Annotated in this window: 10 protein-coding genes and 2 pseudogenes; 3 read left to right on the forward strand and 9 right to left on the reverse strand. The window is 56.4% G+C overall.

What is annotated here, in order from left to right:
- Positions 1-561 (forward strand): annotated as a pseudogene (locus RCH87_RS08035) (hypothetical protein); the annotation flags it as partial.
- Here RCH87_RS08035 and RCH87_RS08040 read toward each other — a convergent pair.
- Positions 558-1,616 carry a hypothetical protein gene (locus RCH87_RS08040; protein WP_306516193.1) on the reverse strand — a complete coding sequence of 353 codons (1,059 nt, stop codon included), beginning with the start codon at positions 1,614-1,616 and terminating at the stop codon, positions 558-560. The pseudogene RCH87_RS08035 and the gene RCH87_RS08040 overlap by 4 nt on opposite strands.
- Positions 1,617-1,716: 100 nt before the next feature.
- On the opposite strand from RCH87_RS08040, the gene RCH87_RS08045 reads away from it, so the two are divergent.
- Positions 1,717-3,102, forward strand: a complete 1,386-nt coding sequence (locus RCH87_RS08045; protein ID WP_306516194.1) for a D-alanyl-D-alanine carboxypeptidase family protein — start codon at positions 1,717-1,719, stop codon at positions 3,100-3,102.
- Positions 3,103-3,278: 176 nt separating this feature from the next.
- On the opposite strand, the gene RCH87_RS08050 is transcribed toward RCH87_RS08045, so the two are convergent.
- The 7 genes from RCH87_RS08050 to RCH87_RS08080 form a co-directional block, all read right to left on the reverse strand.
- The gene (locus tag RCH87_RS08050) at positions 3,279-3,521 is read right to left on the reverse strand and encodes a hypothetical protein (protein ID WP_272697070.1); all 243 of its coding nucleotides are present in this window, start codon (positions 3,519-3,521) and stop codon (positions 3,279-3,281) included.
- Positions 3,522-3,583: 62 nt separating this feature from the next.
- Entirely contained in the window at positions 3,584-4,672 is a 1,089-nt protein-coding gene (locus RCH87_RS08055; RefSeq protein ID WP_306516195.1) for a YhjD/YihY/BrkB family envelope integrity protein, read from the reverse strand.
- Positions 4,673-4,773: 101 nt separating this feature from the next.
- Positions 4,774-5,826, reverse strand: a complete 1,053-nt coding sequence (gene trpS, locus RCH87_RS08060) for a tryptophan--tRNA ligase (protein WP_306516196.1) — start codon at positions 5,824-5,826, stop codon at positions 4,774-4,776.
- 224 nt (positions 5,827-6,050) lie between these two features.
- A complete protein-coding gene (locus RCH87_RS08065) occupies positions 6,051-6,242 on the reverse strand; it encodes a hypothetical protein (RefSeq protein WP_306516197.1) in 192 nt (63 codons plus the stop codon).
- Between the two features lie 58 nt (positions 6,243-6,300).
- A complete protein-coding gene (locus RCH87_RS08070; RefSeq protein WP_306516198.1) occupies positions 6,301-7,095 on the reverse strand; it encodes a trimeric intracellular cation channel family protein in 795 nt (264 codons plus the stop codon).
- 73 nt (positions 7,096-7,168) lie between these two features.
- Positions 7,169-8,104 (reverse strand): exodeoxyribonuclease III, encoded by a 936-nt coding sequence (locus tag RCH87_RS08075; RefSeq protein WP_306516199.1) that lies wholly within the window; start codon positions 8,102-8,104, stop codon positions 7,169-7,171.
- An 83-nt stretch (positions 8,105-8,187) separates the two neighbouring features.
- Complete coding sequence (locus RCH87_RS08080) at positions 8,188-9,435, reverse strand: MFS transporter (RefSeq protein ID WP_306516200.1); 1,248 nt, start codon at positions 9,433-9,435, stop codon at positions 8,188-8,190.
- Between the two features lie 143 nt (positions 9,436-9,578).
- Here RCH87_RS08080 and RCH87_RS08085 point away from each other — a divergent pair, with 143 nt between their 5' ends.
- The gene (locus RCH87_RS08085; RefSeq protein ID WP_306516201.1) at positions 9,579-11,795 is read left to right on the forward strand and encodes an NADP-dependent isocitrate dehydrogenase; all 2,217 of its coding nucleotides are present in this window, start codon (positions 9,579-9,581) and stop codon (positions 11,793-11,795) included.
- Between the two features lie 311 nt (positions 11,796-12,106).
- Here RCH87_RS08085 and RCH87_RS08090 read toward each other — a convergent pair.
- A pseudogene (locus RCH87_RS08090) lies at positions 12,107-12,678 on the reverse strand (septum formation initiator); the annotation flags it as partial.

The raw sequence follows: 12,678 nt of genomic DNA on the forward strand, positions 1-12,678 counted from the left end.
CCTTATGATTCTTCCACAAGCGACGCAGCAGGCATTGACACAGTGAAAATCACCATCGACGGCAAATCCGTATACACCTTGCGTTGTTATCTCAACGGTGCACCGATTTTCTTGGGACGCTTTGGCACCATCAACACCTTCCCCACTGGACGCCAGCTACTGCGCTGGCTCATCGAAAACGATGAACACGACCTGGCGAAAGTCGCTACCTGGGAAGATATCGTGACCGCCGCGAATGCCGGTGAACTAGATGTCACCGTCCACAGCGATAACGCGTACAGCTTCCAAGGGTTGACCGAGGACATGGAAAAAGGCCCCGATGCCGTCGACATTCCACAGATGTCAGCCTGCTATGAGCTGCTCGCCGATGCTGCCGACTGGGCCGGCGACGATTCGATCAACTCGTACATGTTGGCTAACCCGCGTTTCCAGGATTACCTGGGCTACATGCTGGGTTCGCAGCAAACTAGCGGCTACGTTCCTTCCAAGCCGTACACCGACCATTCGAAAGGATGGCGAGGCCTCGAAGAAATGCTGGTCAAGCGCTTCGCGAAGTTCTAGTCCTCCGGCGTATCTGAATCATCAGCATCCTCATCTGGCTGGCGCAATTCCGCGTCAGCCAGTTTTTCATAGCGCGGAAGAATCTGCGTTTCCAACAATTGCTGGCGGGCCGTCTCTGGCAAAAAGCTCGCGCCTACTGCCTTAGCGCTCAGGTCAAAAAATTCCTCCAGCCCGTAGCCAAAAGTCTCAGTCAAAGCGTTCATCACCTCACTGCAGCTACCAGCGTGCAGGTTCCCGGCGGAAATGGTGCAGCTAAAACCAAGCTGCTGTAACAGCGGCAACGGGTGATCAGGCAACTGGGTAACCGCAGCATCACCCAAGGACTCGTCGGCAAGATCATGTAGTGGGGTCATTTCTGCCGTTATCCCACGATCACGCACCCAGCTAGAAACCTGGCCCGGCACGATGCCCGTCATATCAGCGGAAAAATCATCGACCAATCCGAGTGGTCGTCCCAAACGCAACGCACCCAACTGAACCGCGGTGCCAATAGCATCGATATCGGTGAGGCCATCTACCGCGAATGGCAGGTAATGCTGCCGCAGTTTTTGGCAGGCGGCAGCCAATTCTGCGTTAGCTGCCGGTGCACTGCTGTGTTGCCCCGACTGCGTGGCGAGTTCTTGTTCTTGCCCTGCCTGACCGTCGCCAAGAATAAAGCTGACTCCCGCCAGGTTCGGGTCTCCCTGGGCAGCAAGCGCCAGATCGACGAGTTCAGCGACGTCTTCGCCATCGGCCCGAACCGCAGCGAGCAGCCGCGCTTGGATTCCTTCCACGGCTACGGCATCCAAAGCGGTGGCGAAAGCGTCGGCAAGCGTAAAATCGGTGTCACAGAAATCTTCCACCACGACGCGCAATTCAAGGTAGACGACGTTGTCTTCACGATAGCGCCGCACCGTAGACCGAACGTGCGCTGCCAAGGCCTCACGGGTGGTCACCGTGGAGCCGACGTCGGCAAGCGGTGGCAACTGTTCGTGGATGGTGACCTTCGGCAGCTCGTTGATAAGCTGCGTGGCAAAATTTTTATGCTCGGGGCTAATAGCTGGAGTCTCAATCATGCTCACGATGGTACCGCGCCTGATTCACCTGTTAGTTTGCTCGCCCCGCCCTATCAAACCAGCGATCCGGGAATAACGCGGAGTAAACTAATCGCCTGTTATGAATGACTGCACACCCGGCCGCCGCGCGATTTCCACCTGTTGCGCAGCACTGCTCACAACCAGCCTAGTCTCCGGAACCACGCTGTTAGGCGCGTTCGCAACACCGTTTTCCGCTCCGCTCGCCCACGCCCAGCAAGAAGAACCTACCCCGCTGGAGGGCCCAGCTGACGAAGCCAACAGCCCGTCGCCCGCCGACGAGGCGCCGGAGCCACTCAGCCGCAACGAGGCGCCGGAGCCACTCAGTCGCAACGAGGCGCCGGATACCAGCTCGTGCCCGAACCGCGTGCATCCGCCGCAGGCTCGCACTACGTCGGAGGCAGTCGCGCCCGGACAGCCCTCTCCCACCCCATTGCCGCCACTGGAAAAACAAAACTGCGGGGTCAGCACCGCTCCGGGTTTTCAGGTCGACGAATCTGTTTTGGCTTCGGCCTGGTTGGTTGCCGATATCGATTCCGGCGAGATCATCGCGCAGAAAGACCCGCACGGGCGCTACCGCCCGGCCTCGATTATCAAGGCATTGCTAGCCTTGGTCGCTATTGAAGAGCTGGATCTGGAAAAAACCGTGACCGTCTCACAGGAGTCCGCCGATCAAATCGGCTCCCGAGTAGGCATCGGTGCCGGTGGCGAATACACCATCGAGCAGCTGCTGCACGGTTTGTTGCTGGCATCGGGTAATGATGCCGCGCACGCTCTGGCACAGGAGCTTGGTGGCGACGAGGCGACGCTGCGCAAGATCAATAAGCTTGCCGACGAGCTCGGCACCACGGACACCTACGCCACGAGCTATTCCGGCTTGGACGTGGCGGGCAACTCGGCTTCTGCGTATGACCTGGGATTGATTTATCGCGCGGCCTACCAAAACCCGACTTTTGATCGCATTGTGAACACCGAATTCATTGCCTTCCCGGGCTTCGACGAGCACGAAGGATTCGAGGTGTGGAACGACAACCACCTGTTCATGAATGATCCGGACGGGATGGGCGGTAAAACCGGTTACACCGACGATGCGAATCACACCTTCGTTGGTGCACTGAATCGTGACGGTCGGCGATTGATGGCGGTAATTCTCGATACCACCGTCGACAAGGCCCGCGCGTGGGAGCAAGCGCAGAAACTATTGCACTCGGGATTCTCTGTGGCACCGGGCACGAATATCGGCATGTTGCAACCAGTCGCCGATGCAGACACCGAACCCACCCTGACACAGGGGGCTAGCCCGGCACCGCAAAATTCCGACGATGCATCGCCAGATAGCACGGACGCGGACAATGCCGGTATGCACGCTGCCCAGCACGAAAAGACGATTGTGATTGTGGTGCTCGCTGTCATCGCCGCTGGCGCCGGAATTGCGGCAATAGCTGGATTCTTTTTGCGCAGGCGTTAAGGACCCCCGTTTTCGACAACTTCGTGTCACCAATCACAAATATCTGATTCATAGCAAAGGAGCCCTTTTGGCCGATCTAACTACATTGAATGCATATTCTGTAGAAGTCCAACAACGCAAGATCTAAGGAATTCACGAGACGCCCTAAAACACGCTTTCCCGTTTAACCAGCAAAATCAGTTGAGAAAGTAATCTTCTGCCTCAGGAATAAATTCTTGCTCAAGCATTGACACTAACTGAAAAATCTCATTGGATTCCTCGGTAAAGAAACGGGTTTGCAAATACTCCCAATCCGAAAGCTCACTTCCTAGTGCATCAATCGAATCAAAATACGCAATAACCTCTTTCAATTTCTGCACGGCACCATAGGCTTGGGGAAGTATTTCAGAGACAGCGATTTTCTCAACGTTCGACGACATGTAATCACCGTAACACTCATTTCCCCACGATAGCAGCCGTTCGGGAAAACGCTATCCAGACGTTATTTCGCCTTAAAGATCTTACGCAGCGCCCAACCACCGGCGGCACCCAAGCCCGCACCGGCGCCTAGTAGGGTGCGGGCCGACGGGCGCTTTTTCACCTCGTGGCGCACACGGATCACCGCTGGTTCGGGCACGGGAACTTCCTCAGTCGCACGCGCCTGCTTGGTGGTCGCAGTAAACGCCGAAACATATAACACCACGCGCCAGATCAGATACAACACAATCATCAGCGCGATGATCGGGCCGAAAATCGCACCGGTTGGGCTACCGGTAGCCGAAGACAAAATCACGGTAAACAGCTGCTTGATCACTTCGAAAGCCAACGCGCCGACCAAAGCACCAATGAAGCCAGCTTTCTTGGGCACTTTCTTCCGCGGCAGAATCACCACCAGCCACCACATGACCAGGAAGTTCGCCAGAATACCGATGAACAGCGCCGCGAAGAACAGAATGTAGTTCAGCCCCGGTATCACATCTTCGACATTCAGCCACTCCAGCACGGTAAAGACAATGCCGGAAGATCCCACAGCAGTGATACCGAAAGCGATGATGAACGCCAGGATCAGTCCGATCAAACCAACCAAGTCATTAAGTTTCTTGACGACGAAATTGGCTCCATCATTCGGATCCATGTTCCACATGGACGAGATGCCGGCGCGCAGGTTGTGCATCCAGTTCAAGCCAGTCCACAATGCAGTCAGACCACCAATTCCGGCTACCGCACCACGACGTTCGACGGCTCCTTCCAAAATGTCATTGGCGATCTCACCCATCTGGCCTTCCAGCGATTCCGTGATCTGGTCCTGGAAGCTGGCAAAAAGCTCCGGGCGCCCAGCCAGGACTTGAGCTGCAGCAGCGACGATCAACATGGCGATCGGGAACACCGCCAGTACCGAGAAATAGGTAATACCAGCGGCGAACTGATTTCCACCCTGTGCGCCATAGCGTTCAAGGGTGCGCATGATGTGATCGAAGAAGTCTGACTTATTTCGCAGTTTTTCCACGAATCCCGGTTCATCTTCGCGCACGCGCTCAATGCCGTAATTATCGTGGTTCTTCTCGTCAGATTTTGTGGTGGTAGCTGCCACGTAGCTGTCCTTTGGGTTAATACTGGGTTGGTAGTTCGTCGGCTAAAGATTCTGTACTGCAGGTGATCACGCGCTGTGGTAGTCAGCACATGATCTACAATCTAGCGCATATTCGCTGGTAAGAAACCAACCTTGTCGTAGACGTCGGCAAGCACGCCCGAAGCGACCTCGCGTGCACGCGCCGCGCCGTCGGAAAGAATCGCGCCCAGCTGTGCACGATCGTCCATGAGCTCGTCGTAACGCGCCCGCAGCGGAGTGGTGAAGGCTTCCAGTGCATCCGCGGTGTCGACTTTGAGGTGGCCGTAGCCTTTGCCCTCATATGCCCGAACCAGATCGTCGATCTGAGTGCCGGTCAGCGCGGACTGAATGCTCAGCAGGTTGGAAACGCCGGGCTGTTGTTCGCGATCAAAAGCAACTACCCCGCGATCATCGGTGACCGCAGATTTCAGTCGCTTCGCGGAAGTCTTCGGTGGATCCAGCAGGTTGATTAATCCCTTGGGGTGTGGGGTGGATTTCGACATCTTGATTGTCGGGTCCTGCAAGTCATAGATCTTCGCCGAGCCTTCGGGAATGAAAGGCTCTGGAACCTCAAAAGTCTTGCCAAAGCGGGTGTTGAAACGCTCCGCCAGATTTCGGGTCAGCTCCAGATGCTGGCGCTGATCCTCGCCCACAGGTACACGCTGCGGGTGATACAGCAGAATATCCGCTGCCATGAGCATCGGATAGGTGAACAAACCAACCGATGTGCGGTCCTCGCCCTGCTTGGCTGACTTGTCTTTGAACTGCGTCATGCGGGAGGCTTCACCGTAGCCAGTCAGACACTGCAACACCCAGTTCAACTCAGCATGTTCTGGCACGTGCGATTGGATGAAAAGCGTCGAGCGCTGCGGGTCAATGCCCAATGCAATCAGCTGTGCAACCCCGGCGTAAGTGCGCTCGCGCAGCTGCTGCGGATCTTGCGAAACCGTCAACGCGTGCATGTCCGGGATGAAATAAAACGCCTCGTGATCATCCTGCAGCTCAATCCACTGCTTCAGAGCTCCGAGGTAGTTACCTAGGTGGTAGGAGTCTGCGGTCGGTTGAATGCCCGACAGCACCCGTGGTTTAGCGTTTTGCGAGGCAGCGTTACCTTCCGCTGCGGAATTTTCGGCCATCGTCGATCCTTTTGTCGTTGATCAGTGATTATTGTCTCGGGGCAGCGCGCCCGTATCCTTCAGACCCGCCGGCCAGGGACGGCCCTGTGTGATACAGCTCTGTGTGATACAGCCCTATGTACGATTCAGAGTGCGATTCAGAAAAAATTCTGGCACACAAAAACCCTGCTGGCAGCGGTGCAACCAGCAGGGCGCGAATCTAGCGGTGCGCTAGTCGTTCTCGACTAGACCTTACGGGAAGTCGGAGAATACACATCCAACGCCGTAGCAAACGCAGCGACGATGCACGCTCCACCGATGCCCATGGTGATACTCGAGACCAGCCCTGCCATGGAGTACTGCACGTTCAGGTACCAGACAATCGAGCCGGCCAAAATGGCAATGCCGATGATCAGCCAGGATAAAACGCGAATCATACTGAATTCTCTTTCCAGTCAGTATCAGAAATTAAGACTCTTTAATCCTAGCAGCTTGCTAGCTTTCCGACGATTTTGGCCGCTTCTTCTCAGAGTTTTCAGCATCGCCATCACCGTCATCTTTTTTCGACGAATCCGGCTTGATGCCCCTAGCAACCTTCGATTTAGCTTTTCGCGCGGTTTCGCGCACAAACTGCGCAGATAGGCGCAGGCGCGGATCCACCGGCTGATTTTCGTCGTTATACGCGAAAATTGGCATGGACTTGTTGTACTTCACTGCCCACATGCGTACAGCGAATGTCACGATCAGCCCTGCGGGAATCACCACTGCCGGTGGGGCACCTAATTGTTCCAAGACCATATAAGTCACCGAGCCGATCAGTGCGCAGGCTGCATACAAATCGCCCATGAATACCAGCGGCACACGGTCGCTCAAGATATCGCGCAAAATTCCGCCGAAAACACCCGTACAAATCGCGGCCACGATAGCAATCAATGGCCCATGGCCTTCCGACAACGCCACTTGGGTACCCAACACCGTAAACGCTGCCAAGCCCACCGCGTCGAGCGCCAAAAACAGTGAACGGAAATAGTGCATGAAAAACGACAACGACACCGTGACCGCCGCTGCGACCAGCACGATGATCAGGTATACCGGATTATCCACCCACACCAGCGGGTAATGCCCAAGCAACACGTCGCGCACGGTTCCCCCACCGAAAGCCGTAATCGCGGCGAGCAAGGAAACCGCAAAAAAATCGAGGCGCTGGCGGCCGGCGGATAACGCCGCTGTCATCGCTTCTGCAGAAATGCCGACGACATAAGTCGCGGTCAATAACGTCGTCACGCTCATGAATGCACGTCCTTAGGTCTTTAGTGCGAAATTCGGCGTTGGTGCCATCCACCAACGTTCACGACGGCCATCTCTAATGAAATTCCACCAGCAATGGCGAATGATCCGACCAGCGCTGTTCGACGGCCGGAGCCTTTTCAACCCAAGTTTTTGCTGCCCGCTCCAGCATGGCGCGCGTCGCGGCCTGGTAATCGATGCGCCACCCGGCATCGTTGTTAAATGCCTGCCCACGGTACGTCCACCAGGTATACGGGCCATCTTGTTCCGGATCCGGATTCAGACGGCGTGCAATATCAAACCACTGTGGGTCCGTGGTTGGTTCACGTAGCGTATTCGCAGAATAGTCGACCACGCCTTGGTAATCACCGAGGAATTTCTTCTCCTGCACAGCCTCGTCTGGGAAAGCGCCGAAAACGGAATCGAAAAAGGCGCGTTCTTCCGGCAAGTGGCCGGAGACCTTTTCATTCGGCTTGTTGTTTTTCAGATCTTGACTGCGGTGGCAAATATTCCAGTCGCCACCGATCACCATGTTTTCGTGGGCAGCAGCGCGCTGCGCCAAGATGCCATCGAACTCATCCAAGAACACATACTTTTCATCTTGTTTGGCGGTTCCTTGCGCACCTGAAGGCAGATACAGCGAGGCCACGCGTACATCGCCGAAGCTAGAGTTCAGAGTGCCCTCGATCCAACGCCCCGCAGCATTAAACGCACTTTCGCCCCCGAAGCCCACCTGGACGTCGACAAGCGGGCTGCGTGACAAGATCCCCACCCCGGCGCGGCCTTTCGCCTCAGAATCGGCAACAACCAGATGCCAGCCGGATTCCAAAGCGGGCGCTAATGCCTTTTCGGTTTGTTCCGGAGTCGCACGGACTTCTTGCAGAAGAACAACATCGGCACTGGTGTTATCCAACCAGTGATTCATGCCTAGGTTGTCGTCGTTGCGCTTCTTACAGGCGGCACGAATGCCGTTGACATTAACTGTGGCTACCGTTAGCTGAGGTTCAGACATGGCACCCACTGTATAGGGTGCGCGTCACACCACAGAAACTAGCCGGTCGGGCGTGAACCTACGGCCAGGTAGCCGAGGTGATTTTAACCGGTCTTGGTGAATGATTTGTGGCGAAGCCAGATAGTCGGGAACCAAATGACGATAGCGGCAACGGCCAGTGCTGCACCGGCGAGCGAAGGTGCATTGTAGGCATAGCCCGCAGAAATCACGGCACCTCCCAATGCCGCACCGGCAGCATTCGCCATGTTCAGTGCAGAGTGGTTGAGCGCGGCGGCCAGAGTTTGGGCATCGCCGGCGGTATCCATCAAACGAATCTGCAACGACGGCACCAGCGTGGAACCGAAGAAACCAACCAAGCCGAAGTTAATGGTTCCCAGCCATGGGTTAGACGAGGTGAAGTAGAAAGCAACAAGCACCAGGCAGATCATCGCCAGCGCGAACAAGATGCCCTTTTCCAGGTTCCAGTCGGCGACGCGACCACCGAACCAAGTACCAACGACCATGCCGATGCCGTAAGCCATGAGCACAATCCACATCAGTGACGGATCTAGCCCGGCGTTTTCGGTCATCGTCCAGGAAATGTAGGTATAAACCGCGAACATGCCGCCAAAGCCGACCGTGCCCATCGCCAGGGTAAGCCACACTTGGCTGCGTTTCAGGGCACCCAGTTCAGTGCGCACCGACGTTGCTCCCATGCGCACCATGTGTGGCATCAGATACCACAGCGAAATCAAGGTGACCACGCCGACGACGGTGACAAAGACATATGAAGCGTGCCAGCCGAACGCCTGCCCCAACGCTTGTGCCGCAGGAACACCACCGACGGTAGCGAACGACAGACCCATGGATACGAACGAAATCGCGCGCCCGCGCTCGCCTTCTGGCGCCATTGAAGCAGCTGACAAACCAGCAACCGAGAAGTACGCGCCATGCGGCAGACCGGCTAGGAAACGCGCAGCGAGCAAGAATTCGTAGGTCGGCGCGATGACCGATAAGAAGTTGCCGGCGATGAAGGCTCCGACTAGCAACAACAAAAGACGTCGTCTCGGGATTTTTCCGGTGACCGCGGTGATGGCCGGCGCACCAATGACCACGCCGAGCGCATACAGAGAAATAATGCGCCCCGCGGTGTCTTCAGTGATGCCGTAATCCTCGGCAATCAGCGAAAGCAGACCCATGGACACGAATTCGGTAACACCAATGCCGAATCCACCCAAGCCCAACGCGACCATGACGATGTATCGCCGCTTTTCGGTGATCTCCGTCTGGCGTGGCAGGGTACGACGACGAGGGTTCGAAGCAATCTTGCGCAAATGACTCAGGTGTGGCACGCAAGCGACCCTACGCCGAAAATCCGCAGGTGCATAGTTGTGCACCACTTCTGTGGCGCGCGACACGGAACGGCAGACAACGCGGTTTATAGGTAACCTGGTAGCGCGACAGTTTAGTAACGAAACATTCCAAGGAGTCTCAGATGGCGAAAATTATTTGGACCCGTACCGACGAAGCCCCATTACTGGCAACCTATTCCTTCAAGCCAGTCGTGGAGGCTTTTGCTTCCACCGCAAACATTGATGTCGAAACCGCCGATATTTCACTGGCCGGCCGCATCATCGCGCAGTTCCCAGAACGCCTAAACGAAGACCAGAAGATGGACGACGCCCTGGCACAGCTCGGTGAGCTGGCACAGAAGCCAGAGGCCAACATCATCAAGCTTCCAAATATTTCGGCTTCCCTGGTGCAGCTCAAAAATGCCATCAAGGAGCTCCAGGAAGACGGCTACGATCTGCCGGATTACCCAGACAAGCCTGCCAACGCCGACGAAGAAGACATTCGTGAGCGCTACGACGCCGTCAAGGGTTCAGCTGTAAACCCAGTGCTGCGTGAAGGCAACTCGGATCGTCGTGCACCACAGGCCGTGAAGAACTTCACCAAGAAGCACCCACACTCCATGCAGGACTGGCCAGCCGATTCCAAGTCTGCCGTGGCCACCATGGGCGACAACGACTTCGCCCACAACGAGAAATCCGTGATCATCGACGGTGCCGACGAGCTCAAGTTTGTGCTGAAGGGCGCTGACGGCTCGGAAAACGTCCTCAAGGAAGGTCTCAAGGTTGAAGACCGCGAGGTCGTCGACGCTACCTTCATGTCCGCCAAGGCTCTCGATGACTTCCTACGCGAGCAGGTCGCATTTGCCAAGGACAACAACTTGCTGTTCTCGGCGCACCTGAAGGCGACGATGATGAAGGTTTCCGACCCGATCCTGTTCGGCCACGTCGTGCGCGCATACTTCCACGAGGTATTCGACAAGTACGGTGACGAGCTGATCGAAGCCGGCCTCAACGGCGAAAACGGACTGGGCCACATCCTGGATAACTTGGACAAGCTGGACAAAGGCGACGAGATCAAGCAGGCCTTCGAGCAGGCTCAAGAAAACGGCGGTCCGCTGGCTTACGTCAACTCTCACAAGGGCATTACCGCTCTGCACGTTCCATCGGATGTCATCGTCGACGCCTCCATGCCAGCGATGATGAAGACCGGCGGTCAGATGTGGAACAAGGACGATGAGACCCAGGATGCCCTGGCCATCATCCCAGATTCCTCGTACGCCGGTGTCTACCAGGCCGTTATCGAAGATTCGCAGAAAAACGGCCAGTACGACCCAACCACCCTGGGTACCGTGCCGAACGTCGGCTTGATGGCGAAGAAGGCCGAAGAATACGGCTCCCACGACAAGACCTTCAAGATCCCATCGGCAGGTACCGTCGAGGTCCGCAACAGCGCCGGTGAGGTTCTAATCTCCCACGACGTCGAAGAAAACGACATCTGGCGTGCCACCCAAACGAAGGATGAGCCAATCCAGGACTGGGTCAAGTTGGCTGTCTCCCGCGCACGCACCTCCGGCATGCCAGCCATCTTCTGGTTGGACGAAAACCGTGGCCATGACGTCACCCTGATCAAGCTGGTGAACAAGTACCTCAAAGATCACGACACCGAGGGCTTGGACATCACCATCATGGATCCAGTTTCGGCCACCAAGAAGTCCGTCGAGCGCATGCGTAACGGTGAAGACACCATCTCAGTGACCGGTAACGTGTTGCGTGACTACAACACCGACCTGTTCCCGATCCTGGAGCTGGGCACTTCCGCGAAGATGCTGTCTGTCGTGCCGCTGATGGCTGGCGGTGGTCTGTTCGAGACTGGTGCTGGCGGATCCGCTCCGAAGCACGTACAGCAGGTCCTGGAAGAAAACCACCTGCGCTGGGATTCGTTGGGTGAGTTCTTGGCCCTGGCGGAATCTTTCCGTCACGAAGCTGCGAAGAACGATAATGCGAAGGCCAATGTCTTGGCTTCTACCCTGGACAAGGCAACTGAGAAGCTTCTCGACGAAGGCAAGTCCCCTTCGCGTAAGGTCGGCGAGATTGACAACCGTGGTTCCCACTTCTACCTTGCGATGTACTGGGCGCAGGAGCTGGCGGCGCAGTCGGAGGAATCCGAGCTGGCCGAGCACTTCGCACCAATCGCGGAGAAGTTCTCTGCAGCGGCCGACAAGATCGACGCTGAGCTGCTCGACGTACAGGGCGAAGGCGCTGACTTGGGCGGCTACTACCAGCCAGCTGAGGACAAGGCTTCCGAGGTCATGCGACCATCTGCTACCTACAACCAGTTGATGGAAGAGCTGAAGAAGTAATTGTTTTCACGAGTACCTGAGCGCTTGCTCAGGTACTCCATACACGCTGAAGCACCCGGGGCAGAGTTTCTTGCTCCGGGTGCTTTTCGCTGCCTTGGGTGGTGTGGGTGGTGCTTGGGTGGTGCCGGTTCCCTGGGGGTTTTGCTGTAATCGGGCGCTCTTTTGCAAATAGTGGGGCAAAACGCCCACTTTTCGGTGCCTATTTGCAAAACGGCGCCACTAGCTTCGGCCTACAAAAGTTTTCACCTGGGCTTTCGCTGAACCCGCCCCGCCGCTGAACCGACGCCCTGCCGCTGAACCCGCGCCCCGGCTTAACCAGCCAGGTTACGCAGCACATCCCAGAAAGTACCGGCCATGACGACCACACCGATGATCAGCACAAACCAGTTGCTGGCCACCGGACGGAAGCGCTTGAGCGCATCGATCCGGTAGATCGCCCAAACAGGCAGCAGATAAGTCATGAAGCCCATGAAGATGCCGCCAATCAGGGTGATCAAGTCAAGGATGGACGGGTTGATGATCGCCACTGCGGTGACCACAACGAAAACGAACAGATAGATAGCGGTGGCGACACTGCGCGGGTTGGCTTTTTGCATCCGGATCGGAGCAACCAGGTTGCCGAAATAGCGGGTGCCTTCCACCGTGGCAAGCAGGTGGCCGAAGTACGAGGAGACAATCGCGCAGATCACGACGATGGGTGCGATATAAGCCAAGAACTGCGTGCCGGTTTCGTTTGCCAGATACGACAACACTGGGATGTTTTGCTGGTACGCCTCTTCCATGCCGTCAGCACCCAGAGCGAGCGCAGAAGACCACACGAAGAACATGGGGGTTAAACGACAAAAAGTGTGTTTTTTACGGCGTGTCGCCAATTCCCTAGATT

The sequence above is a fragment of the Corynebacterium sp. genome (genome assembly GCF_030826625.1).
GTDB lineage: Bacteria > Actinomycetota > Actinomycetes > Mycobacteriales > Mycobacteriaceae > Corynebacterium.